This window comes from Bradyrhizobium sp. CB3481 (assembly GCF_029714305.1).
GTDB lineage: Bacteria > Pseudomonadota > Alphaproteobacteria > Rhizobiales > Xanthobacteraceae > Bradyrhizobium.
Genome location: NZ_CP121647.1, coordinates 3,574,180 through 3,599,034, shown reverse-complemented (window position 1 = coordinate 3,599,034; position 24,855 = coordinate 3,574,180). Strand labels below are relative to the sequence as shown.

Genomic DNA, 24,855 nt, shown 5'->3' with positions numbered 1-24,855 from the left:
GGCCGCCATCAGACCCGGCTTGAACCGGAGACGGCAATTCGCGTATCACAGTAATCGGAAGGGCGCAGGCTGGTCAGGACCTTGCAACCCGGGCGGCGTATCGCCGTCCTTGCACCATGACCATGCATGCGTCACTGGCCCGATCTTCACTGGGCCGGGGCAGTCCACCCATACGCAATCGCAGAATGGGTTCTTTGAACCCAATTGCGTATGGGTGGACGCCCCGGCGTCGAGTGGATCGATCCAGTTCTTGGATGAGACGAAGGCAATCCGGCCTGCGCCCTTTCCGATCCCCCTCCTCCGCGTGGCCGCCGCCACGTTCCTGACCGGAGGGCTGGCCGCGTGACCGAGACAGTTTCTCCCGGCACGCTGACGCGCCAGGAACTCTACGACCGTATCCGCCAGTCGTCGAAGGACGAGGTCATCCTCGAGGAGATGATCCGCCTTGGTTTCTGGCCCGACGGCGAAAACGAGCCGGCGCCTGCTGCGGACGCGATACGCGCGCGTGCAGAGGCGATGCGCGAGCTCAGCGAATTGCAGCGTCAGAATGCCGCCCTCGGCGATCCCGTACGCGCGCTCAAGGAAATGCACAAGCGCCGCAAGGCCGAAGCGATGGCGCGACGGCAGGAGACGAAGCGTCGCAACGCCGAGGCGCGACAGACGCGGGCGTTTGCCTGGTTTGAACGCCGCAAGCGCGATGTGCTCTACCTTGGCGAGGATGTCTCGCGTGGCCTTCACAGCCGCACGACCACCACGCCGTTGCGCGACGGCTTGCCGCCGCTCGCCGATGCCAAGGCGCTGGCTGACGCGATGGGCATACCGCTGGGCGAGCTGCGCTTCCTCGCATTCAACAGGAAGGTGGCGTCGGTCAATCACTATCAGCGCTTCACGATCCCCAAGAAGAGCGGCGGCGAGCGGTTGATCTCGGCGCCGATGCCACGCCTCAAGCGCGCGCAGTACTGGGTTCTGGACAACATCCTCGCGCGGGCGCCGCTGCATGATGCCGCGCACGGCTTTGCGCCGCAGCGCTCGATCCTGACCAATGCGCGCAACCATGTCGGCCGCGACGTGGTGATCAATCTCGACCTCAAGGATTTCTTCCCGACCCTGACCTACGCCCGCGTCAAGGGTCTGTTCGAGGGCCTGGGCTATGCTGAAGCGGTCGCGATTCCGCTCGCGCTGTTGTGCACCGAGCCAATGGTCGATGAAGTGACGCTCGACGGCGAGCGCCACTTCATCGCCGACGGCCCGCGGCTGCTGCCGCAGGGCGCACCGACGAGCCCGGCGATCACCAACCTGATCTGCCGCAGGCTCGACCGGCGCCTCATGGGCCTCGCGCGCACGCTCGGCTTTGTCTACAGCCGCTATGCCGACGATCTGACCTTTTCCTGCTCGGGCGAAGCGGTAAAAAAGATCGGCACCCTGCTCAAGGCGGTGCACGGCATTGTCGAGGCCGAAGGGTTCAGGATTCATCCGGACAAGACGCGGGTGATGCGCCGCTCGACGCGCCAGGAGGTTACCGGCCTCACGGTCAACGAGGCCGTGGCCGTGCCGCGCGACCTGCTGCGCCGTTACCGCGCCGTGCTGCAGCAAGTCGAGCGCCACGGGCCTGATGGCAAGCATTTCGGCCCCGGCAAGGACTTGATCCGATCCCTGCTAGGCTTCGGCCATTTCGCCATGATGGTCGATGCGGAAAGTGGCACGCCCTTGCTGCAGCGGGCGCAGCGCCTCGCCGCACAGTACGCCCCCACCCGCTCCGAGCGGCTTCCGACCCGCGCCGCATTCCGCAAGGCAGCAAGCGCCGGCCAGACGCCGCCCGGCCGGCAATGGAATCCCGCCGAGCGGCCGCCTCCACCACCCGACCCGGTGCTGGTTGCGCTGGCGCGACAGGAAGAAAAGAAGCGAGCCGCCGAGGCCCGAGCCGCACAGGCGCGCACCGCGGCGCCCAGCATGTCGCGCCCGCCCAACGTCCCCCCATCGTCGCCGTGGGGCGCGCCGCGCGCCGCCGGCCCGCAGGCAGCTGCCCCGGCGAGACCGGTGGCGACACCCAAAAAGAGACAGCCGTGGTACGTCACGGCGCTGGTGATCCTGCTGGCGGTGATCCTCGCGCTCGCGATCAGGCCGGGCGGCGCAATGATCGCCGGCGCCATGCTGTTTGCCTATTTCAGGTGGTGGTGGAAGCGTTGAACCACCGTTCGGTCTGAACCAACCGGGAAAGACCTCTTTTCACTGGCAAATTCCCTTCGGGAACTGCACAGCCCTGCCGGTTAGTTCAGCCGGTCACCTCGCCATGGCGAGCCATCGCTCGGCAGGTCCGGTTCGACCGATTCGAAGATATTTGGGCTGGTGCGCTCGGAGGGCGGTCGCATTTACTGCAATTTCAATGGCTTGCCGGAGTGGACAAAGACGTTTGGTGCATTTCGAGCCGAAGAGTTCGTTTCAGCCTGACTTCTAAGCCGAACCGGCGGATGGAAATCATGAACTTCGTATCTCCGCTGTTTCGCTCGGTTGTCGGCCAGTTGCAAACCTCGATTTGTGTTGGCGATGGTCGCACAAGCCGACCTCGGCAGCTTGCCTGACCTTGTCCCCTCATCTCCCGGGAGCGGACATCGCGGCCTTCCGAACGAAGGTCGGCGATGGGCCAACAGCAGAAGTCCGCGTCGTTCGTGAGACAACCCCACGTGTGCCCGCTTTAGCTTTGGTGGTGAGACCGATTTGGCCGCTATAGGAATATGTTCCATATTGCGATGCCTGCGTCGCTCAGGTGCCCATCGGCACCTCAACGATCTTGAGGCGCGCTCCGAATATATCGTTGGTGCAGAATTCACAGTGACGGCCACCTAGCCAGAACACACCAGAACCTTCATCGAAACGAGCTTTGGCAACGACAACGTCCTTTGCATCACCAGGGAGGTATTTCGGCGCATCGATGTCGGCCGGCGTTTGTTCCAGAAAATATGCAACGGGCGTCTTGTCCTGCTCCGCTGAGTTCGAATTCGGTCGTCTCCTCGGGGGTAAGGCCCGCAGGGACTCGGCGACGCTTCTTATCAAGCGTGTACATGCACGAAGTCAGCAGCACGGCTTCTCCGCTTGGCGCAACGGCCGACCGAGAAGCTACTGGCGTGTTCCCTTTCACTGCAGCACCCATCATCGTTCATCTCGCGGGCAACAAGCTTGGTCAGCAAAAATGGCGCTGTCGAGCAGATAAAATGCGAAGGGAAGCTGGCAGCAACCTCCCCTCGCGGAGCGTCAGGCCGTCACACGCGGATGGCTCTGGTGCAGTTGCCAGACTCGCAAAGCAGCAACAGCCGCCACCAGGATTCCGGCGATGACATGGAGCGGTGTGACCGTTGCCTTGGCCGAGAAGTGCAGCACCCAAGGCGACACGGCGACCCAAACGCCGGCGGCAAGAGCTATCCACTCCTGCCATTCGGCGAAGATCGCCAGCGCTGCTACGGCCAGCGCAGCGATCAGGATGCCGCTCAACCAGGCATTCCAGTTCGTGGGACTTTCAGCGGCGAACCCGAAGGCCCATGGCGACACAAACAAGCCCAGACCGATTACAAGGTTGACCACATCAGCGATCATGTCCTTTTTCCAGACGGTGTTCATGGTTGCAACTCCTTACATTTGTCTCCTTTTCAATTTCCTCTGTTGCACAGGTCAGTGCGCCTCGTCCGATCCAGAGCGAGCTCGATTGACCTGTATCGTTGTTGGCAGCACCCTCGACGCGGGCGAGAGCGGATTGCTCCCGCCCGCCCCCGCGGTTACTTGCCGTTGATGGCGATCCGTTTCACGTTCTGCTGCGCGGTAGGTAGCTTCGGCAGCGTTACGGTGAGAACGCCATTCTTGAACGCCGCTCCGACCTTATCCTGATCGATATCATCGACCGGGATCGAACGCTCGAAGCGCCCGTAGTAGCGCTCGCTGAAGCGGCGCTCCTTATCTTCGGTCTCGCTCTTCTTCTCACCGCTGATCGTCAACATGCCGCTCCTCAGTTCGACGTTGACGTCCTTCTCTTCGAGACCGGGAAGTTCAGCGATAACCTTGACTTCCTTTTCGGTCTCGTTGACCTCGAGCTTCGGCCAGCCCATCGCCTGGGAGCTGAACGGAGCGATGTCGAACGAGCGGAACGCATCGTCGAACAGCCGATTCATCTCGCGGTGAAGCGCGAGGAACGGAGTGGGCTCGTTGCGGTGCAGGCTCAGATCACGAGAGCCGTCATTCCACGGAATGAGATCACGTAGTGCCATAGATATCCTCCTTTCTGTTCATCATGTTCACTGGACAGACCTCACCTGCGCGCGACCAAGCCCCGCACAGGCAGTTCGACAGCCTTGCCGGGAATTGCGTCAGGCGGCCTGCTTCTGTTCGATTTGCTGGTTGTCGTTGCCGGCGGTTTCGATCGCGATGCGACGCGGCTTCATCGCCTCGGGCAACTCGCGGATCAGAACGATCTTGAGCATGCCGTTGTCGAACGTCGCATCCTTGACCTGGACATAGTCCGCCAGGTTAAAGACACGGCGGAACGGCCGCATCGAGATGCCCTGATACAGGTAGTTGTGATCACCCTTGTTGGCCTTACGGCCCTCAACCGTGAGCGTCGATTGCTCCGCGGTGATGATGATCTCCTCCGGGCTGAAGCCGGCCAGCGCCAGCGAAATCTGGTACTGGTCCTCGCCGGTACGCTCGATGTCGTACAACGGATAATTGTCGCTGTCGTTCATCGTGTCGTTGACGAGGTCGAGCAGGCGATCAAACCCAACGGTCGAACGCCAGAACGGGGACAGATCGTAGGTTCTCATAGCCATATCCTCCTCTTGAGCAACATGGATAGGAGCGCCGCCGGGATATTTCCGGCGGCCTTGGCCGGACCCTGACGGCATCCGGCGCCACACTTGTGGCACTACAAGAATTAGAAGGAGCCGGTTTGATTTCAAGGCTGCAACCGGCACGGGCATTTACATTTTTTACTGCCCGCGGCCGGTCTCCAAAAGAGGGCGGCGCGTCCGAACGTCACACCTCTTGACGCCAGGATCTTGACGCCGCGCGCAGCCGACCTAAATCGGCCGCTGCCAAGGCCTGAGCAGGATTGGCACGCCGGCCCCTCAAGGGGAAGGCGCTGTGGAATCCACGTTGCTTTCAGGAGGATGTGGTCATGAAGACGACATATCACGCCCAATCTGTGCTTCGTTGGAGCACGGGAGTTACCCGTCTGTTGCAGCGGCTGGCTGGCCGGATAGCGGCGTCATCCAGGAACCTGCGCATCAGGCTCTCTCCTCGCAACAGCTAATGTTGGGAGGAGAATGATGCGCGGTTTACTCGCAGTTGCCGTCGTATTCGCCATGCTGCTCAGCGCAAGCGAAGCAATCGGCGCCCAGCAAAAGAAGCCGAAGCAGTATGGCGGTTCGAACGCGGTCGTCCAGAGCGAGGCACCGGAGCGGACGCTGTCCGGTGGCCGGAGCACAGGGTCCAACCGCGCGACCGGCGCGAGCCGGCCTTTTCGCGCCGAGGACATTGTACCGGACATCTGCAAGGGGTGCTCCTGACCGGAGGCCCACCTGCACAGATGAATGATGCGCGCGGCTTGATAGATGCCGAGCCGCGAGCGATTTTCCTTCGCCAGAAATGGGAGGGAGAAGATGGCCACGATCGATGGAGTGAACGAGACCACACCAGAGGCGGCATGCGCCGCCAACGACAATCACACGCCGGACAGGCGCTTGACCCCATCGCCGTTCCCACGGAATGCGGTAGCCCGCATCTTTCGGCCCGAGCGGTCAGCAATGACCTCGGGAACGGCCCGCAGCAAGGGCTGGCGGCTTACCTTCGAGCGCCGCAGCGCTCCCTCAGCCGCTGATGGGTTGGACCGGCGACGACGACCCGCTCGCGACCGTCGAGCTCAGCTTCCCGACGCTCCGGGCGGCGATCCGTTATGCCGAAAGTCAGCGAGTCCCCTATGTCGTCGAGAACGCAACCGAGCCTGACTCAAATCAGCGACAGTCGGTGCGCCGCGGGATGAAGCATGCCTTCTCCGATGAGACCCTCAAACGCCTCGGATTAGGTTCCCTCCCGAGAGCTATGACGAGGCCGTCGCCGGCGCGGAAGCCCGGCAGGATCGGCGCGGCGAGGAAGCTTGGAGTTCGCCGATGGCGGTAGTGCGCGATGCCGGCCTTTCGATCGATGCGAAGCGCTCGATCCTGATCGATTGGGCATGGGCCGAATATTTGATCGATCAGGCGACCAACGAACGCATGCCGGAGGTGGCCGGCCCTCCCGCCTTCACGAGGTCGAGCTGGCGCTGCTGGCGCTCGAGCGCGGCACCGCGACGGCGGAGAGCGCGGCGCCTATGACCGCACAGGCTGCCTAAGCCGCCGCGAGGTCATCACGGCCGCGGATCCGATGCCGCGCTGACCGGCCTCAACTTTCAAACAAATCCGAAGGGAACAATCCGCAGGCTTCGACATTCTGTGGACGCCGCCGGCATGACGCGCTTGGGCGCCGCTTCCGGGTCCAGGCGGATGCTCGGTAGCTCACCCACTTTGCTCCGAGGAGGAATTGGAAATGAGCACCCTTTCAGCCCTATCGAATCTGCCCGCGATCCGTTCGGAAGGCGGGCTGTCCCGCTACCTGACCACCATTCGCAAGTTTCCGCTGTTGGGCGCCACCGAGGAAGCAATATACGCGCGCCGCTGGCGCGAGCACGGCGATCGCGAAGCGGCCTATCGCCTGGTCACAAGTCACCTCCGGTTGGCCGCCAAGCTGGCGCTGCGGTATCGCGGCTATGGCCTTCCCGTCGCCGACCTGATCTCGGAGGCGAATGTCGGCTTGATGCTGGCGGTGAAGCGCTTCCAGCCGGACAAAGGCGTTCGGCTCGCGACGTATGCGATGTGGTGGATCAAGGCGACAGTCCACGAATACATTCTCAGGTCCTGGTCGCTGGTGAAAATAGGCACCACTGCAGCCCAGAAGAAGCTGTTCTTCAACCTGCGAAAACTCAAGAACCGGATTTCTGCAAGCGAGGACGTCGACCTATCGCCGGAGCAGGCCGAATATATCGCCGGCGAACTGAAAGTAGCTCCGCGTGAGGTCGTCGAGATGAATGGGAGGATCCGGGGTGATACTTCGCTCAACCTGCCCATGACTCGGGAGGACGGGTCCGAAGAAATCCAGGACTGGCTGATTGATCCGGCCCCGGACCCGGAAACGCTGCTATCGGAAACGGAGGATCGCAACCGGGTAAGGAGCGCACTGGACGACGCGCTTGCGCTCCTTAACCCCCGCGAGCGCCATATCGTCGGCGCGCGATTCCTGGCCGAACAGCCGAAGACCATGGAGGAGCTCGCCGCCACTTTCGGCGTGTCACGCGAGCGCGTCCGCCAGATCGAGGTTCGCGCACTACAAAAGATCAGGGGCGCGATCGGGGCTCGCTTGGATGGATTGTCTCCTGGCTTTCCCAGCGGATAGAGGCCCCCGTCTGGCGCAGCGGCTATTCCGGAGAGACAGAAATGAGGATTGCACAGATAGCCCCGCTATTCGAGAGCGTCCCGCCCCGTCTCTATGGGGGAACGGAGCGGGTCGTTTCCTGGCTGACCGAGGAGTTGGTCCGACAAGGCCACCAGGTGACGCTGTTCGCGAGCGAGGATTCCATCACCTCCGCCGAGCTCGTCCCCTGCACGCCTCGCGCGCTGCGCCTCGACCCCGACGTCCGCGACGCTCTTCCCCACCAGATGATCATGCTCGACAAGGTGCGCGAGCGCGCCGACCAGTTCGACATTCTCCATTTCCACACCGACTATCTGCATTTTCCGCTGTTCCGATCTGAACGCGGCCGGACGCTGACCACGCTGCACGGCAGGCAGGATCTTCCGGATCATATGCCATTCTACCGCCGGTTTGCGGACATGCCGCTGGTTTCGATTTCGAACGCGCAGCGGTCGCCGCTTCCAGGCGCGAACTTCGTGGCGACGGTCTATCATGGCCTTCCGCTCGATCTGCACATTCCGAGCTACAATCCGAAAGGCGGCCATCTGGCGTTTCTCGGCCGGATCTCACCGGAGAAACGTCCCGACCGTGCCATCGCGATTGCGCGGGCAGCCGGCCTTCCGCTCAAGATAGCGGCGAAGGTTGACAAAGCCGACGACGCCTACTTCCGCGGCGTCATCGCCCCGATGCTGAACGAACCGGGAATTGAGTTCATCGGCGAGATCAATGAGAACGCTAAAGGCGAATTTCTCGGCGAAGCGGCCGCGCTGCTCTTCCCAATCGACTGGCCGGAGCCATTCGGCCTGGTCATGATTGAAGCCATGGCCTGCGGCACGCCGGTGCTCGCCTTCCGTTGCGGGTCGGTCCCGGAAATCGTCGAGGACGGACTGACCGGACGCATCGTGTCCGACGTCAACGAGGCGGTGCGCGCCGTTCCCGGATTGCTGCATCTCAACCGCAAGGCCGTCCGCGCCCGGTTCGAGGAACGTTTCTCCTCCGCCCGCATGGCGGCGGAGTACGGCCGAATCTACCAGAGGATGCTTCGCAGGCTTCCGACGCCCAGCTCCGGCTATCGGCACTCGCTGCGTGTTCGGCCGCCCTCCATGGACACGGCCCCGGAAGCGTCCACGGCGGCGTAAGCCGCGTAAATTGAAGGGACGGACCTGTGGCACTGCGGAAAATCGGCAAGGAGAGCCGCGCCGTCCCGCCTGAGATCACCCAGGTGACGGCTCCGCGGTGTCGCGGCAACGTCGTCGCGGAAACTTCTGCCGGCGGTGTCGAAAAAATTTGCGTAACTCCTCTTGACCTCAGCTTTGCCGCGCCTAGGTCGATTTTGCCGGAGGGCCGGTTACGGCCCCGGTTCTGATGACATTGCTGAGTTGCAGGGAGGATGTGCATGCATTTCCGTCCATTGCACGATCGCGTTCTGGTGCGACGCATCGATGCCGAGGAGAGGACTGCCGGCGGCATCATCATTCCGGACACCGCGAAGGAAAAGCCGCAGGAGGGCGAGGTGATCGCCGCCGGTCCGGGAGGCCGTAACGAACTGGGCCAATTGATGCCGCTCGACGTGAAGCCTGGCGATCGGGTCCTTTTCGGCAAATGGTCTGGTACGGAGGTCAAGATCGACGGCAAAGAACTTCTCATCATGAAAGAGAGCGACCTGCTGGGTGTGGTCGAGAAGAGCTCCGCAACGAAGAAAGTCGCTTGAAGCGCTGACAGTCATTGAAGGGGAAAGGAGAGAACGTCATGGCTGCCAAGGAGGTAAAATTCTCAACGGAAGCGCGCGACCGCATGCTGCGCGGCGTCGATACGCTGGCAAACGCCGTCAAGGTGACACTCGGGCCGAAAGGGCGCAACGTGGTGCTGGACAAATCCTTTGGCGCGCCGCGCATCACCAAGGACGGTGTCACGGTCGCCAAGGAAATCGAGCTCGAAGACAAGTTTGAGAACATGGGCGCGCAGATGGTTCGCGAGGTGGCGTCCAAAACCAGCGACATCGCCGGCGACGGCACGACGACCGCGACCGTGCTGGCGCAATCGATCGTCAAGGAAGGCGCGAAATCCGTTGCTGCGGGCATGAACCCGATGGACCTCAAGCGCGGCATCGACCTCGCGGTCGAGGCGATCGTCAAGGATCTCCGATCGCACGCCAAGAAGGTCACCGCGAACGACGAGATCGCCCAGGTCGCCACGATCTCGGCGAATGGCGACACCGAGATCGGCCGCTTCCTTGCCGAGGCCATGCAGAAAGTCGGCAATGAAGGCGTCATTACGGTGGAGGAGGCAAAGAGCCTCAATACGGAGTTGGAGGTGGTCGAGGGCATGCAGTTCGACCGCGGCTACATCTCGCCTTATTTCGTCACCAATGCCGAAAAGATGCGGGCCGAGCTCGAAGACCCTTACATCCTGATCCATGAGAAGAAGCTGTCCGCACTGCAATCGATGCTGCCGCTGCTCGAGTCGGCGGTGCAGTCGGGCAAGCCGCTGCTGATCATCGCCGAGGACATCGAAGGCGAGGCGCTGGCGACTCTGGTCGTCAACAAGCTGCGCGGCGGGCTGAAGATCGCAGCCGTCAAGGCGCCGGGCTTCGGCGATCGCCGCAAGGCGATGCTGGAGGACATCGCGATCCTCACCGGTGGCACAATGATCGCCGAAGATCTCGGCATCAAGCTCGAGAACGTCACGCTCAACGTGCTCGGCCGGGCCAAGAAGGTGGTAATCGACAAGGAGAATACCACCATCGTCAACGGCGCCGGCGCCAAGAAGGACATCGAGGCGCGCGTTGCCCAGATCAAGCTGCAGATCGAGGAGACCACATCGGATTACGATCGCGAAAAGCTGCAGGAGCGGCTTGCCAAGCTCGCCGGCGGCGTCGCCGTGATCCGGGTCGGCGGCGCCACGGAAGTCGAGGTCAAGGAGCGTAAGGATCGCGTTGACGATGCGATGCATGCGACGCGCGCCGCGGTGGAAGAAGGCGTCCTGCCGGGCGGCGGGGTGGCGCTATTGCGCGCGCTCAAGGCGCTTGAACGCGTCAAGACCGCCAACGCCGACCAAAAAGCCGGCGTCGACATCGTGCGGCGCGCGATCCAGATGCCGGCCCGGCAGATCGTCGAGAATGCCGGAGAAGACGGCTCGCTGATAGTCGGCAAGCTGATTGAGAAAAGTGACTACAATTGGGGCTTCAACGCGGCGACCGGCGAGTACCAGGATCTGGTGCGGGCCGGCGTGATCGACCCGGCCAAGGTGGTTCGCACGGCCTTGCAGGATGCCGCGTCTATCGCCGCGCTCCTGATCACCACCGAGGCGCTCGTCGCCGAGAAACCGAAGAAGGCGGAAGCCCCGGCCGCGCCGCCGATGGACTTCTAGCTTGGCGGACAAGCCAACAGACCTATCCCTCGAACCAGGAAAGGACAGATCGACAATTAGGAGCTTTCAGATGAGCAGAAATCTTCAGCGAAGGCTGCGTAGGAATGGCGCGGCCGCCGTGCACTGGCTGATGTTCACCCTGAGCTGCACCACGATCGCCTGGATCAGTCTTTTTCGAACGATAGGAGGATGAGATGATCGCCGATCACACCATTATCTCCGCTCGGGCGGAGAAATCCCAGATGGTCCCCGCGCAACGCCTGGTGCGGCGGATACTCGCGGCGTCGATGGCTGCGCTACTCATGCTGCCGTCGCTGCCGGCCTGGGGAATGGATCGTATGCCGGGCAAACCTGCTGCGGCCGACGCCTTCGAAAAGAAGATCGCGCTCCCGCCGATTCCCCATCTCGAGTCGATGCCATGGATGACGTGGAATGCGGGCGTCAACACCTTGAAGGTCGATACGCTGAGGCCGCCGCAGACGCCCATATTGGCTCGCGCCGGTGCCACACGAGTTCACGGCACCGTCGTTCAGCTCTTGAACCCCGAGATCCCGGCGTCGGCGAACATCGCGCGCCCGACATTGCTTGCAGTCTCGGTGCTATGATCACCGGCTGCAGCCGCCTGAAACTCCGCCCGCCGGACCAGGGCCTCGGCGGGCCTTCAGTCCCCGGGGGGACCCACGAGACGTCGGCGCTGCTCTGGGCGGCTCGGAGAGTGCCGACAGCCCGCCAATTGCATCCGCGTAGCAGGGTAACAACAACCTCCTTGGCGCGACTGAACTGGGTACGAACGCCTCGACCAAGCCTGTTCGGGGACGAGCCGACTGCCGCGAATGGATTGTCGTCGTCGGAGTGCCTCATCAGCAGGACTAACGACCAATGCGACTGACCGACGGACTAGGTGTGGTCACCGCAAGCTCAAGGGTAACACGGCTATCGAGCTCGCCGTCAACGCCGTGGAGCTCGCCGGGAATATCGATCAGATGATCCAGTTTCTCGGGCGACGGCGACTTCCGCTCACTGATCGAAGCGGTACAGCGCCGCGGCGTCCGGGTGACTGTTGTCTCGACGATATCGAGCCGGCCGCCGATGATCGCCGACGAATTGCGCGTTTCTCCGATCACGCGGTATCCCAATCAGGCGGACTTGCGCTGCGGCCTGGCTGCCGGCTTTCTTGCCGCCGTTTTTGCCGGCGATCGGCATCAACATTTCCTTCTGTCCGGCTGCCGCCTTGCGCGGCGTCTTCACCGGCTTCTTCGTAGCGTTCGTTTCGGCCGCAGCCCCGCCGACGCTTCGTCGCAATGCCTTCATCAGATCGACCACGTTTTCGCCGCGCGGCCGCTCCTTTGACGTGATCGGCTTGCCGGCACGCTTCTGGTTGATGAGGTCGATCAGGGCTGTTTCGTACTGATCCTCAAATTTCTCCGGCTCGAAACGTCCAGACTTCTGGTTCACGATATGCCTGGCGAGATCGAGCATGTCCCTCGTAACTTTGACGTCCTGGATGTCATCGAAATACTCCTGTTCGGAGCGCACTTCGTAGGGGTAGCGTAACAAGGTACCGACCAGCCCTTTATCCAGCGGCTCAAGCGCAATGATGTGCTCGCGATTGGTCAAGACCACGCGGCCGATCGCGACCTTGTTCATCTCCCGGATGGTCTCGCGGAATCTTGTAGATCGATCACCGCCGACCGGGAGCAACCAGAGGGTGGAGGCACTTCAGGCGCGGCATCGCCGCGCTAATCGTCGGCCGCCAGCCGGAAGGCCTATTATTCCACCGCGCGTCCGTGCACATGCCCCGATGGTCGAATGCCTAATAGCAGACGCCATGGCGGTCGAGTGCATCCAGCCGGCCTAGTGATGCTTCGCCTCTGCGCTATCCCGCCAACCCAACCGCTGAGACGATCAAGACTCCGCGCCCAAATTGCCCAGCGATAAGGAGGACGTGCGGCTGAACCCTTCTCTTAGAAGCATCGCGATGAACCTTCTGTCAGACGGCAACTCTTCAATGCCACCTTGAAGCGCGGCATTCATGCGTCATCATTAGACGTATTGCTTCTGCAGCGATCCTACGAGCCTCTTAACAGCTGGACTGGATTGATCGATCCACTCAATCACGGTGTTGGCAAACAGCTCCGGCTGGGCCAATGCGGCGTGCAACGGCTTGAACGTGGCTATTAGCGAATACTCAGGGAATGATCCGGCGTCCAACTTGCGCAATATGCGAAGCGCCAATTTCCGGGGCTGAATGTCGTAATGGTTTCTGGGCACGATCCATCCTACATTCCGCCGGACACTCACTTCTTGAGGAAGCCCTAGCGTGTGTTCAGTACCTGCCTTGTCGACAAGGAAGGTGGTCACTTTATCGCGGGCCTTGCGCTCCTGTGCGGGTGTAAGATTGACCATCATCCGTATGTGTGCGTGACGTGATCAATGGCTGCTTGCATGAGTTCCTCCCAGCCCGCTCAGGGGAACTTCTGTTCCGGGGAACAAGTTCCCCAGAGCCTTTTCGCCTTTAGTGGCAGCGCCGATCAACCATTTCAGGCGCGAGCACCCGCCCACATGAACTAATCCCCGTCATCAACCGTCATATTAGACGGAGGATGATCAATGAATTCCAGCGAGATCGATCCCCGCGAACTAGAGCGCAAAATCGAGCAAGCCAACCGGCTCGCCAGCAGGATTACCGACCAGACGACCGTACAGCGATTGCTTCAGTTCGTTGGGGATCTGAGAGCTAAGCTGCGGCAGCGTCGAGCCGCGCGCCGAACCCAGGATGAGATCAGGGCCCGCGCCCGCGAGCTTTGGGAGCAGAACGGGTGCCCGGAAGGCCGGGACTTGGAGTTCTGGCTCCGCGCCGAGACCGAAATTAGCGAACGTGACGAGGACTGACCGGCTCAGTCTTTCGGTGGGGAGTTGAAACGTGGCTGAATGTCTCGATCTTCCGATCCAGTTGCCATAACTCGACGTCATGCCCGTCAACGAGTTGCCGTGCCATCCTGATGGCTTCGCTATCACTGCTACATTGCAGATCGACACGACCTTCAACATGGCCGTCATCACCCAAAATGAAGGCGCGATAACCTTGCGTACAAGCTTGCTGCGCGTGCTCGGCTGGATGCCGTTCGTCGAACTGAGGCGGATTAATACGCTCCATAGCTCATCTCCATCCCCTGCCGCTTGGCTAGGCGGGAGCGCTATCGGCGTTCTCATCACCGATAGATGCCCGGGACAACGCGGTGACGGAAACAGTATGCGTGTCGGGCGATCGTAGCACCAGCGGTTTAATTTTATCGGGAGGCAGAACTTTTCAAGAACGCTCAAAACGCTCGAAAATAGATAGTGCCTAAATACCTTCGTAACGTTCTGCTTTTGCAGCAACAAGCTAGGAACGACAGTGCAGCACGCCGATTTAAGTCATTGTCCCCTCGCATGGTGGGACACACTCACAAACTAAAATGGTCCCGCTGCGCAAGCTCGGGATCACTGACGGTTCTGACGTGATTAGAGCTCCCGTCAGGGCCGTATTTTTTTGATCAATCGAGCTTACGGCGCAGCTTTTCGATGATCGCCCGATCGGCAGCATCGGCCTCAAGCATGCGCCTCAGGTGGGACGCCGGCGGCGAAGGCTTCTCTTCAGGCGAACTCATGCGCAATGGAGGCGGACTACCGAACGAAAGGCCTTGATCAAAGTCAATGGAAGAAGGGCTAATCCCTTGTTGGGGTGAAGCCGGGAGGCATTGCCGGAATCTCAGACGGATCCGTCGGATCGGTTCTGTTGCAGGTCGGACAGGGCGCGCCGGCGCCACCGCAATCGCAAGCCTTCTCGCCTAAGAACGGACGATCGGGATGGTTCTCACAAACCCAGCGATTGTTGTCACACCGCACACAGTACTGCATGACTTTCCCCGTCCAAAAGAAAAGGGCCTCAGATCGTCCGCTGAGGCCCCTTCTCGGGCTGAGGTGTCGCATCGGGTGAAGATGCGACGCGGGTCAACCCACTTCCCTGACTGGCGTTCCTAACGTCCAAGCTGCCGCTCAAGGCGCTTCCGGCTGCTGCCAACCTTCTTGACCGCCTTCTTTACCGCGCTCGCCGATCGTCCCGTCTTCTTTGCCTCATAGCGCACCTCATAATTTTGACCGCCCGCCACGCGCGCCCGGTCCTGCTTGCGCCCGCGGCTGGATTTCTTCTTTGCCGTCGCCATCCCGCGATACCTCCTGTTGCGCTAGCAACGCGGCACAATGTTTCCGGTTCCTTTTCTTCCCGAAGGCGCAAGCTCATCGCTGGGAAAAAATTAGAGAGTGATACTGATCGTGCAGCCTGCCAGAGCCTGCGTCTCGGCTCAATGGGGCTGCGCATCTCGCGACTAATTCTAATGGCGCGCGACAAACCGAAACGCTAATTCCAGCATGGGGCGGCCGTTCGAATCTCTAACCTCAACGGACAAGGGATACCCCAATGGGTTGGGATCTTTCGTATGAAAGTCCTTGCAAATTTCTGCCAAGGCTGCGGCGGCCTCTAATTGGGCGTCCGCAATTCCCGGCAACTCTATCCCCTCGTCATCTTTGGTGAAGTCTTCACCGTCGCGGATGTCAAAATAGTAACGCGACATCGGCGCCTCCTAAGCATCAACTTGGAAAAAACGGGCCTCTATATCGCGAACAGGGGTGAACTTTGCACGCCGAACTGCGCGAATGGACTGCGGGGCAGCCTCATTTCAACCGCGGCAACGCGAAAGCGAGCGGCCGATGACCAACCAATTACCGCAATTTCCCGCTGAACGTCCGTCTATTGGGAGGTACCTCAGTGGTCCGAAGTTAGGTCCGATTGGGACGTGGTCGCCCGCAACAGGACTGAGCGATGGTCAGAAGATTTTTTCCGAAGATGTCGTCCGCGAACTGCGCCAGGCACCGCGATCTAAAGACGTGCGAACCGCCGCCTTCGCTCATAAATTTTGTTGAGCGCCGTGCCGCACCTGATCGGCGGCAACTAACGCTTCGCCTAGCGTAAATCTAGATTCGCATTTCTATCCGGAAAGCTATTTTTCCCGCATGCGAGAACCCGTTTACGAGCCCTGCATCCCCACCCAGGGGACAAAGGTGCCGGCCGGCGCCGATTGGATCCACGAAATTAAGCACGACGGCTATCGGCTGATCATTCAATGCGAGGGCAAGCGCGTGCGGCTGTTCACCCGCAACGGCAACGATTGGAGCGACCGCTTTCCGCTGATCACCGAGGCCGCGCGTCGCAACCGCATCGACGGCGAGGCCGTGCTCTTCGGCGTCGACGGCCGATCCGATTTCAATGGCCTGCATAACCGCAAGCACAATGACGAGATACATCTTTACGTTTACGCCTTCGACATCCTCGCCATGCAGGGCGAGGACCTTCGTTCACTGCCGTTACATCTAACATCTACGTATGAACAATCTAGCGCGGTTGCTAGCACGACGCGTTGACGGCATCTTTCTTTCCGATTTCGAGCAAGGCGAGATCGAACCGGACCTCTTCCGCCGGATCGGTTCTGTTGCAGGTTGGACAGGGCGGGCCGGCGCCGCCGCGGTCACAAGCCCTTCTCGACCACACGCGAGTCTTGCATGTCGGCCGGGCATATGGTGCCGTATCCGGCATTTCGGCGATGCGGAGCTATTCATCACCACTGCCGAGGAGCAATCACCAGATCTTGTCGTGAATCGATATGCTGGCGACTTGCCGCCCCCCGGCGCCTAGTTCACTGCGCGTCCGCAGCTGAGCCGTAATAAACAAAATATTGAGCAGATATTCTTTGTTATGTCCGAGCTCGTTCTAACGCGCACACTTCTCTCATCACCGCGCGGCCTTTAGCATCCATCGATGATGAGAACGCGCCATCGCGCTCTCACATTTCTCATGCAATGGACGGCCAACGCATGGTGATCAGCCTTTGCCTTTCCGGCAGAACCAAACTCTCAATGACCTAGCCGAAGAAGCAAAGGCCCTGCGCGAACAAGCCCAGTTGCTCCCCGCCGGCCCGCTGCGCGAGCACGTCTCGCGAAGGGCGCGATAGGTAGAGACAGGCTCCCGGGATCGAGGGGCTGCGTTGCTCAGAATTGTGCCGCGCGCAATAGGAACGGGCAATTCTCCGCCTTGCCTCGAGACTGCGCCCGTTGCGTTCAGGCCCACGCTGAGGCATCGCATCATGGGACATGTACCACCATGAGCCGGCACGTCTGCGCCCTCCTTTTCAAGTTGCCGATCTGTGGACGAACGCAGCCACGCACTGTTTGGCAGGGCACATTCACCCGTCGCAAGCAGTTCGTTCGAAGGAGCGGTGGCAAGGGGACAACACTGACTTGAGGCAACTCGTATTTCGAGCGCTTCTGGTCGTTCAATGCGTCGTCGAAGACGTCCGCAAGCTCTAACCTTGCGATGCCCCAATAGTTCCTTCCTGTGGTACCGCGAGCACACGGGAACAATCCGGCACTTCCAGCATTCGTACGTAAGTCTCTGTGATGCTGTGTCCCCATCATGCCATGAGCGCTCCTGTAAAGCAGGCTTTTCATATCGAGGAAATCTTCCCCTCAATTGATTGCGGCCGCTTTCCAGTTAAACGGATCGTGGGCGAGAACGTCGAAGTTTGGGCCGATATCTATCGCCACGGTCATGATGTCGTTTCCGCCGCCTTGATATGGCGCCGCGAGCCGGACGCCGATTGGCAGCGGACCGTCATGATTCACCATGGCAATGACCGCTGGGTGGGATCCTTCGTGCCTGAGAAGACCGGCCGTTACAGCTACGCGATCGAGGCGTGGACTGACGAATTCGCGACCTGGCGACATGGCTTTGAGCAAAAACGCAACGCCAATGTGGCGACAGAAGTTGACGCTATGGAGGGGGCTTCCCTGCTTACGCGGGCTCTAAGCGGCGGTCAGGAAGTCACAGCAAAGATTGCGCGTGCATCTGAGAGCTTCTTACAGTCGGGCAAGTGCGAGAGCCTGCTCGCCGATGACCTTAAAAAAGCAATGGCCGAAGCGCAAGATCGGACGGATCTCACTCGGTCGAAGCCTCTTACACTCATCGTCGATAGGCCCAAGGCCCGCTGCAGCTCCTGGTACGAAATGGTGCCTCGCAGCCAAAGTCCTCAGCCAGGACAACATGGCACCTGGAACGATTGCATCAATCGTCTTCTCGACATTCAGGCTATGGGCTTCGACGTCATCTATTTGACGCCCATCCACCCGATTGGACGCACGAATCGCAAGGGACGCAACAATTCTCTCAAAGCCGAAGATGGTGACCCGGGCAGCTTTTACGCGATTGGCTCAGATGAGGGCGGACACGATGCCATCCATCCGGAGCTCGGAAGCCTGAAGGAGTTTCGTCGGTTTGTTGCGGCATGCGCGGCCGCCGGCATGGAGGTTGCTCTCGACTTCGCTATCCAATGTTCACCGGATCACCCCTGGCTCAAGCAGCATCCGGAATGGTTCAAACGCCGTCCAGATGGCTCGATGAAATACGCGGAGAACCCTCCAAAGAAATACGAAGACATTGTGAATGTCGATTTCGAGTCGGACGATGTTGAAGGGTTGTACCGGGCCTTGCGCGATGTCGTGCTGTTCTGGGTCTCGCAGGGCGTCAAGATCTTTCGTGTCGACAACCCCCACACCAAACCGTTTCGCTTTTGGGAATGGCTGATCAAGGAAGTGCAAGCGCGCGATCCTGACGTGCTTTTCCTCTCAGAGGCATTCACCAGGCCCAAAGTGATGAAGGGGCTTGCCAAGCTCGGCTTCACGCAGTCCTACAGCTACTTTACGTGGCGAACAGAAAGATGGGAGATCGAGCAATATGTGAACGAGCTCGCGGGCTACCCCGAGCGCGAGTTTTATCGTCCTAATTTTTTTGTTAGCACGCCCGACATCCTGCCGTACCACCTTCAGCGCGGCGAGCCATGGATGTTCAAGACGCGGCTTGCGCTGGCTGCAACATTATCGAGCAACTACGGCATCTATAACGGTTTCGAACTTCTTGAGCATGAGCCGATACCGGGCCGCGAGGAATATCTCAATTCCGAAAAATACGAGCTGAAATACCGCGATCGGGACAAGCCCGGAAATATCAAGCCCTATATCGCCCAGATCAATCGTATCCGGCGCGAAAACCCGGCACTGCAACAGACCTCCGCAATCCGGTTCCTGCCCGTGGAGGACAACTCGGTCATCGCCTACGTCAAACATTCCGCCGATCAGACAAACGTAGTTGTAGCGGTCATCGCATTGACAGGCGGTTTCCGAGAATTCTGGCTTCCGCTCGGTGATGTGCAGGTACGGCTAGGCCATGGCGACTTGAAGCCCGTGACCGCGCTCGAAAACCTGAAATCTGGTCCGACCTCACCCGTCGCCCATGGCGGTATGCGGCTTTGGATCGATCCCGTGCACGATCCTGTGCTGCTTTTCCGGTGCTTGGGATAACGGACATGGGCACTACCGGTGAGCACCTCGCATTCTTGGAAATACCAGAAGCTTCTTCATGGGTGGCGAACAGCGAGGTAACCGAAGCTCTCGAAAGACATTTTCTTCCTGCCTTTCTCGCCAAAGCCAGGTGGTTCCCCGGCAACTCCGAAAGACGAATCAAGCCAAAGATCATTGCAAGCCTTCCTTTCGCCGCGGATTCAACCACCTTCGTCGTTATCGAGACCAACCATCGCGCCCGCTATCTCCTGCCCTTACGGGTCGACTGGTCCGTTGAGGCCGGTCCCGAGCTGGACAAATCCATCGTGGCTCGCTTGCACCAGGGCGAGCGCGAAGGACTGCTGTGCGACGTCGCTGCGGATCCGGCTTTCATCCGGCGGCTCCTTGATCACCTTCGGCGCGAGGCTTCCATTGCCGGCTCGGGTTGGCGGCTGGATTTCAAGCCCACGAGCAAACTCGGGAGCCAGCCACCGAACACTCCATCCCGGGTCCGGGCCATTGCCGGCGAGCAATCCAACAGTACTGCGTTGGTTGACCAGGACTATGTGGTCAAGCTGTATCGCCAAATCGAGCCCGGCCAAAACCCTGAAGTTGAGATGGGACATTTTCTGACCGAGGCGGCGAATTTTCCCCATACGCCTGCGCTGCTCGGCCACCTCGAGGCTGCTCATACTTCCACGAGCTACGCCCTAGGTATCGTCCACGCATTTGTCCCGAACCGCGGTGATGCCTGGACCTGGTCGGCCGAGCGCCTCAACATTTACCTCGATTCAATTGCAGAAGGCTCTGAAGAACGCGACAGCGCGATCACCGCACGGCGGGATTATCTTCAGTGGGTACGGCGTCTGGGATGTCGTGTGGCGGAGATGCATCGCTCCTTGGCGAGCCGCGACGATGTACTCCCGTTCAAGCCTGAGCCGATCGACGAAGGCGATCTCGATTTTTGGGTGGGCGATGTCATGGAGCGCTCGGCTCGCATCTTTGACAGGTTGGAGGGATCGTCGCTGGACATAGACGACCGCCCCCTCATGGAGCGCCTGCTTCAGTTCAAACCCAGACTGCATGATTACGCAGCTGACCTCATCCGTCCTTCGCTGGGCCGCTGCAAGATACGCCATCACGGCGATTTGCATTTGGGCCAGGTCCTTGTAGCCAATGAGGACGCGATCATCATTGACTTCGAGGGCGAGCCCAGCCGACCCTTGGCAGAGCGGAGGCGCAAGGCTCCCGCTGCGCGCGATGTCGCAGGTGTGTTACGCTCACTGGATTACGCCGCCATGGCCTCGAAGCAGCAGAGACAGAAATCAGAAAAGCTCAACCCACCGACGTCGCGAGCGCTGTTCACATGGCGCCAGCAGTCCACAGACGGCTTTCTGAGCTCTTATCAGGAGGCGATGGGCGCTTCGGTTCTGTGGCCCGACCGCACTGAGGATACGAAAGCGATGTTGAATTTCTTTTTGCTCGAAAAGGCGCTCTATGAGGTCGAATACGAGCTTTCCTACCGGCCGGCTTGGATTTCCGTGCCACTGCAAGGCGTCCTGCGCGTTCTCGAAGAAGGAGGCGTGGGCTAGACCGTAAGTGGAAACTCGGCAATGTCCATGATGGCACTCAGACCCTGGCGGAGCCGTCGCGTCATTGTCTCTTCCGTCGCGAGGCCGAGCGCCAGCATTGATCGGCCAGCGGCGTTTAGGCGGTGGCCAAAATGATAAACCGTCACCGTCACATCCGGTGCATGCGTATCAATGAGCCCGACCCAGGCTCGGCCCTGTGGCACTTCGGGCAAGACGAATTCGACTAAATCATGATGCGCGTTATAGATAAGCAGCAGCGTTGCATCCGAACCTTGCCGTTTGACACCGGTTTCCTGCGCTCTTCCGTCGAGCAGCATACCGAAACATCGCGTGGCCGGATTTTCCCAATCCTCCGTTGTCATCTCCCGGCCGCTCGGAGCGAGCCAGCTTACGTCCTTGACGTCCAGATCTTCATTGACGTTGCCGATGACAAATCTTGAACGGTGCAGGATCGGAAAGGCCTGCCGCGTCGCGATCAACTTGCGGACGAATTCCCGCAAGGCTCGGCCTTCGGCCGAAATCCCGAGCCAGTTGAGCCATGTGGTATCATTGTCCTGGGCATAGGCATTGTTGTTACCACGCTGGGTGTGACCAAACTCGTCACCCGCGAGGATCATCGGGGTCCCGTGCGACAGCAGCATCGTCGCGAGAAGATTGCGTTTTTGCCGCTCGCGAAGCTTGGTGATCTCTGGATCAGAGGTCGGCCCTTCTGCGCCGTGATTCCAGGAGTGATTGTCCGAGTGTCCGTCGCGATTGTCTTCGCCGTTGGCCTCGTTGTGTTTATCATTATAGGAAACGACATCGTTTAGGGTGAACCCGTCATGCGCCGTAACGAAGTTGATGGATGACCATGGCCTGCGGCCCCGCTTGTTGAAGAGGTCGCCCGAAGCGGTGATGCGCCGCGCAAATTCGGGCGCCATGCCTTCATCCCCTTTCCAAAAGCGCCGCACCGCATCCCTAAATTTATCATTCCATTCCGCCCATCCAGGGGGAAATTGGCCGACCTGATAGCCGCCCGGTCCTATATCCCAGGGCTCGGCGATCAGCTTGACTGACGAAAGGACCGGATCCTGCCGGCAGGCATCCAGAAAGCCGCCGCCTTCATCGAAGCCGTAGGGCTCCCTCGCGAGAATGGTTGCAAGGTCGAAGCGGAAGCCATCCACGCGCATTTCGGTCGCCCAGTAGCGTAGGCTGTCCGCGACCATCTGGAGCACGCGCGGGTACGACAAGTTTACCGTATTTCCGGTACCGGTATCATTGATGTAGTAGCGCTTTTGATCTGGAAGCAGGCGATAATAGCTCGCATTATCGATGCCTTTGAAGGACAGCGTCGGCCCGAGTTCGTTGCCTTCGGCAGTGTGATTGTAGACAACGTCGAGAATCACCTCGATACCATGGGCATGGAATTGATTGACGGCTTCCTTGAACTCATTCGCAAAAGGCGTCTTGAGGTAGCGCGGCTCTGGCGCGAAAAACGCAAGCGAATTATAGCCCCAATAGTTTCGCAGGCCCTTATCTGCAAGGTAACTATCGTCAACAAAAGCATGGATGGGTAGAAATTCAGCGCTCGTGATCCCAAGCGCTCGAAGATAGGCAGGGATATGGGGATCGCAAAGTCCGGCGAAGGTACCGCGGTCGCCTTCCGGCACAAGCGGATGGCTCTGGGTAAAGCCTTTGACGTGCATCTCATAAAAGGTAGTGCGATCCCAGGACACCTCAGGCTTTGCCGCACGGCCCCAGGTGAAGGCGGGGTCGATCACGCGACATTTTTGCATAAGGCGCGCGCTGTCGCGTGAATCGAAAGACTTATCCTTCTCTGAGTGACCGAGCTCATAACCGAATAACTCCGGCCCCCAACGCAGCGCCCCCACGAGCTGCTTCGCATAAGGATCAATCACCAGCTTGTTCGGATTGAAACGGTGCCCCGCATCGGGCTCGTAAGGGCCGTGGACCCGATAGGCGTAGACCGTACCCGGTCGTGCGGTCGGTAAATAGCCGTGCCAGACTTCGTCGGTGTATTCTGGCAGCTCGATGCGTTCGATCTCCTTCTTTCCGCTGTCATCGAAGAGGCAGAGCTCGACCTTCGTCGCATGAGCCGAAAACAGCGCGAAATTAACACCAAGGCCGTCCCAGGTTGCCCCAAGCGGAAAGGGCTTACCTTCCAGCACCGCGGAATGCCGAAGGCTTGCGGCCGTCAGGGCCAGCCTCTCAACTTTGGGCCTGCTCATGAGAAATCCCGGCCGCATTCGGCGAGGGCAGCTTTTCGCCCAGGCATTAAAAGCATTACGTATGCTTTGGTTCCTGCGAGCCACGACACGCAAACGCTTCCGCCCGTGTTCGAAGCGGCTCTTTCAAAGTCTCGCATTCTAACAATCCAAAGTCTTTTAAGGCCGTTCGATGCTAGGCGCTATTTGATTTAAAGCGATCCGGCCGGCCATCCGCGTTCTATCCCCGAGCAAAGACTTGCGCAGGACTGGACACTGCTAATTGAGTCAACTTCGCGATGCTTCGCTCGACTGGTCTGGATGGAGCTTGGCTTTGTCTTCCTCGTATTTCCTGATGAGGTCAGCGACGGCTTCGCGCGTTAGCTCGTCGTTAGTTGAACTTTCCAAGCTGCGGCAGGCTTCGATCTTATAGTCCAGCTCGCGGCACAAATCGCACATGCGAACCTCCCGTGCCGCGGCGGGGCACATGTGTGTCCGGCCGGGCTTTTATCGGCTCTTCAGTTGACGACCATGGACGTCTGCAGTGATGACCATGATCTGTCCGCGCGGCACGCGCCAGTTCACGCGCTCGCGGGGCAAAAGTGCCCATAGTCAGGAAGAACCCTCTTCATCCGAGCAAGTTCCCGCTTCACTGACCCGCGACTTCTGGGTTTCAGGGCATTTCAGCAGGTCTTGATGCAGTTCTGCACGCAAAAGTGGAACGACGCTCGACTATCCTTATTTGATGGCCACACTGACAATCAAACAAGGATACTTCCCATGAAGGGTACAGCACTCACTTTTCTCACACTCCTTCTTGCAACTTCCGCCTCCGCTGCGGAAAAGCCGAGCCAGTCCTTCCTGAAGAAAGCCATTCAAGGCAACTACGCCGAAGTCGAGATGGGGAAACTGGCGCAACAGAACGGCCAGAGCGAAAATGTGAAGAACTTCGGCCAGATGCTGCAGGCCGACCACACAGCAGCAAATGAGAAGGCCATCGACGTAGCAAAGTCCATGGGCGTGACGCCGCCGGGCGGCCCGAATGCGAAGCAAAAGGCTGATTACGAAAAAATGTCAAAAATGTCCGGGCCAAAGTTCGATCGCGATTTCGCAGCTCATATGGTCGCCGACCATCAGAAGGATATCGCAGAGTATAAGAAAGCGTCAAAAAACGCCGATCCTGCCGGGGAGTATGCGAAGGGGAATATTGCGGTTCTACAGAAGCATCTAGAGACCGCGAAGTCATTGACCTCAAAGAAGACCTCGAGCAGGTAGGACCTGTGCTCTCGCTAGCAGCCGGGTACGAAACTGCCCTCGGAGAAAGAGAGAACCAAAGTTGTCGCCGGCATAGGAACGTTGGTCATTTCCACAAGGAGCGATTTCGAAGGAGCGGCAAGCTAGGGCGAAAGGCATCATCGGTGCGACTGCATTGCCACAGTGCGGCTATTTCAGCGGAAATGTCCGAAAGCGCACTGACGGACAGGTCGCTAGGTGGAACCGTAGGCTGGTCGGGGAACTAGCGGCGCGGCGTCTGCGGGCTCGTCGAGATTTCCTCCAGCCTCGATGAGCCCGCTTGTCGCCCTAAGGGCACCGCATCTATTCGACTGCTTTGTCGTCAGAGGTCTACGGGGATCGCAGCCTGGTCGCCTGAGCGTAGGACACACCCTCGTCACCTCTTTTCAGAGCCAGATGTATATAGCTGGTTCAGCTGACAATGCGCCGCAGCGGTCGTCTCGCAATTTCAGCGCGACCATGGGATGCGCATTCGCTAACTTGGA

Annotated in this window: 22 protein-coding genes and 2 pseudogenes; 15 read left to right on the top strand and 9 right to left on the bottom strand. The window is 59.8% G+C overall.

All coding sequences use genetic code 11. From position 1 onward, the window contains the following. Positions 1 to 342 precede the first annotated feature (342 nt). Entirely contained in the window at positions 343 to 2,187 is a 1,845-nt protein-coding gene (locus QA643_RS17390; RefSeq protein WP_283034310.1) for a reverse transcriptase family protein, read from the top strand. Positions 2,188 to 3,249: 1,062 nt separating this feature from the next. Here QA643_RS17390 and QA643_RS17385 read toward each other — a convergent pair. From QA643_RS17385 to QA643_RS17375, 3 genes are all read right to left on the bottom strand, one after another. Then, on the bottom strand, positions 3,250 to 3,612 hold the full coding sequence (locus QA643_RS17385; RefSeq protein ID WP_283034309.1) for an SPW repeat protein: 363 nt from the start codon (positions 3,610 to 3,612) through the stop codon (positions 3,250 to 3,252). 155 nt (positions 3,613 to 3,767) lie between these two features. Then, a complete protein-coding gene (locus tag QA643_RS17380) occupies positions 3,768 to 4,253 on the bottom strand; it encodes an Hsp20/alpha crystallin family protein (protein WP_283034308.1) in 486 nt (161 codons plus the stop codon). Between the two features lie 99 nt (positions 4,254 to 4,352). Beyond that, positions 4,353 to 4,805: an Hsp20 family protein gene (locus QA643_RS17375; RefSeq protein ID WP_283034307.1), complete on the bottom strand. Its 453-nt coding sequence runs from the start codon at positions 4,803 to 4,805 to the stop codon at positions 4,353 to 4,355. 504 nt (positions 4,806 to 5,309) lie between these two features. On the opposite strand from QA643_RS17375, the gene QA643_RS17370 reads away from it, so the two are divergent. The 9 genes and pseudogenes from QA643_RS17370 to QA643_RS17330 all read left to right on the top strand — a co-directional run. Continuing rightward, entirely contained in the window at positions 5,310 to 5,549 is a 240-nt protein-coding gene (locus tag QA643_RS17370) for a hypothetical protein (RefSeq protein WP_283034306.1), read from the top strand. 310 nt (positions 5,550 to 5,859) lie between these two features. After that, positions 5,860 to 6,159 (top strand): NADH dehydrogenase ubiquinone Fe-S protein 4, encoded by a 300-nt coding sequence (locus tag QA643_RS17365; RefSeq protein ID WP_283034305.1) that lies wholly within the window; start codon positions 5,860 to 5,862, stop codon positions 6,157 to 6,159. After that, on the top strand, positions 6,150 to 6,353 hold the full coding sequence (locus tag QA643_RS17360; RefSeq protein WP_283034304.1) for a hypothetical protein: 204 nt from the start codon (positions 6,150 to 6,152) through the stop codon (positions 6,351 to 6,353). The genes QA643_RS17365 and QA643_RS17360 overlap by 10 nt, the downstream gene beginning before the upstream one ends. 211 nt (positions 6,354 to 6,564) lie before the next feature. Beyond that, complete coding sequence (rpoH, locus tag QA643_RS17355; RefSeq protein ID WP_283034835.1) at positions 6,565 to 7,467, top strand: RNA polymerase sigma factor RpoH; 903 nt, start codon at positions 6,565 to 6,567, stop codon at positions 7,465 to 7,467. Positions 7,468 to 7,508: 41 nt separating this feature from the next. Continuing rightward, on the top strand, positions 7,509 to 8,624 hold the full coding sequence (locus QA643_RS17350; protein WP_283034303.1) for a glycosyltransferase family 4 protein: 1,116 nt from the start codon (positions 7,509 to 7,511) through the stop codon (positions 8,622 to 8,624). 257 nt (positions 8,625 to 8,881) lie between these two features. After that, complete coding sequence (locus QA643_RS17345) at positions 8,882 to 9,196, top strand: co-chaperone GroES (RefSeq protein WP_283034302.1); 315 nt, start codon at positions 8,882 to 8,884, stop codon at positions 9,194 to 9,196. Positions 9,197 to 9,234: 38 nt separating this feature from the next. Beyond that, a complete protein-coding gene (gene groL, locus QA643_RS17340) occupies positions 9,235 to 10,854 on the top strand; it encodes a chaperonin GroEL (RefSeq protein WP_283034301.1) in 1,620 nt (539 codons plus the stop codon). 194 nt (positions 10,855 to 11,048) lie between these two features. Beyond that, positions 11,049 to 11,459: a hypothetical protein gene (locus tag QA643_RS17335; RefSeq protein WP_283034300.1), complete on the top strand. Its 411-nt coding sequence runs from the start codon at positions 11,049 to 11,051 to the stop codon at positions 11,457 to 11,459. Between the two features lie 306 nt (positions 11,460 to 11,765). Beyond that, a pseudogene (locus QA643_RS17330) lies at positions 11,766 to 11,964 on the top strand (NYN domain-containing protein); the annotation flags it as partial. A gap of 26 nt (positions 11,965 to 11,990) precedes the next feature. Here the strand turns inward: QA643_RS17330 and QA643_RS17325 are convergent. Both QA643_RS17325 and QA643_RS17320 read right to left on the bottom strand, forming a co-directional pair. After that, positions 11,991 to 12,519: pseudogene (locus QA643_RS17325) on the bottom strand (Ku protein); the annotation flags it as partial. A 378-nt stretch (positions 12,520 to 12,897) separates the two neighbouring features. Further along, a complete protein-coding gene (locus tag QA643_RS17320) occupies positions 12,898 to 13,263 on the bottom strand; it encodes a hypothetical protein (RefSeq protein WP_283034299.1) in 366 nt (121 codons plus the stop codon). A 201-nt stretch (positions 13,264 to 13,464) separates the two neighbouring features. Here QA643_RS17320 and QA643_RS17315 point away from each other — a divergent pair, with 201 nt between their 5' ends. Next, positions 13,465 to 13,746 carry a DUF2934 domain-containing protein gene (locus tag QA643_RS17315; protein ID WP_283034298.1) on the top strand — a complete coding sequence of 94 codons (282 nt, stop codon included), beginning with the start codon at positions 13,465 to 13,467 and terminating at the stop codon, positions 13,744 to 13,746. Here the strand turns inward: QA643_RS17315 and QA643_RS17310 are convergent. From QA643_RS17310 to QA643_RS17300, 3 genes are all read right to left on the bottom strand, one after another. Beyond that, positions 13,724 to 14,011 (bottom strand): hypothetical protein, encoded by a 288-nt coding sequence (locus QA643_RS17310; RefSeq protein WP_283034297.1) that lies wholly within the window; start codon positions 14,009 to 14,011, stop codon positions 13,724 to 13,726. The two genes, QA643_RS17315 and QA643_RS17310, sit on opposite strands and share 23 nt — an antisense overlap. Before the next feature lie 862 nt (positions 14,012 to 14,873). Then, entirely contained in the window at positions 14,874 to 15,059 is a 186-nt protein-coding gene (locus QA643_RS17305; protein WP_283034296.1) for a DUF3606 domain-containing protein, read from the bottom strand. 168 nt (positions 15,060 to 15,227) lie between these two features. Continuing rightward, complete coding sequence (locus QA643_RS17300; RefSeq protein WP_283034295.1) at positions 15,228 to 15,467, bottom strand: hypothetical protein; 240 nt, start codon at positions 15,465 to 15,467, stop codon at positions 15,228 to 15,230. A gap of 487 nt (positions 15,468 to 15,954) precedes the next feature. On the opposite strand from QA643_RS17300, the gene QA643_RS17295 reads away from it, so the two are divergent. From QA643_RS17295 to QA643_RS17285, 3 genes are all read left to right on the top strand, one after another. Then, positions 15,955 to 16,314 carry a hypothetical protein gene (locus QA643_RS17295; RefSeq protein ID WP_283034294.1) on the top strand — a complete coding sequence of 120 codons (360 nt, stop codon included), beginning with the start codon at positions 15,955 to 15,957 and terminating at the stop codon, positions 16,312 to 16,314. A 1,053-nt stretch (positions 16,315 to 17,367) separates the two neighbouring features. After that, the gene (locus QA643_RS17290) at positions 17,368 to 19,302 is read left to right on the top strand and encodes an alpha-1,4-glucan--maltose-1-phosphate maltosyltransferase (protein WP_283034293.1); all 1,935 of its coding nucleotides are present in this window, start codon (positions 17,368 to 17,370) and stop codon (positions 19,300 to 19,302) included. Between the two features lie 5 nt (positions 19,303 to 19,307). After that, the gene (locus QA643_RS17285) at positions 19,308 to 20,873 is read left to right on the top strand and encodes a putative maltokinase (RefSeq protein WP_283034292.1); all 1,566 of its coding nucleotides are present in this window, start codon (positions 19,308 to 19,310) and stop codon (positions 20,871 to 20,873) included. On the opposite strand, the gene glgX is transcribed toward QA643_RS17285, so the two are convergent. After that, positions 20,870 to 23,101, bottom strand: a complete 2,232-nt coding sequence (gene glgX / locus QA643_RS17280; RefSeq protein WP_283034291.1) for a glycogen debranching protein GlgX — start codon at positions 23,099 to 23,101, stop codon at positions 20,870 to 20,872. The two genes, QA643_RS17285 and glgX, sit on opposite strands and share 4 nt — an antisense overlap. Positions 23,102 to 23,857: 756 nt before the next feature. Here glgX and QA643_RS17275 point away from each other — a divergent pair. After that, positions 23,858 to 24,352, top strand: coding sequence for a DUF4142 domain-containing protein (locus tag QA643_RS17275; RefSeq protein ID WP_283034290.1), 495 nt, complete (start codon positions 23,858 to 23,860; stop codon positions 24,350 to 24,352). Positions 24,353 to 24,855 lie beyond the last annotated feature (503 nt).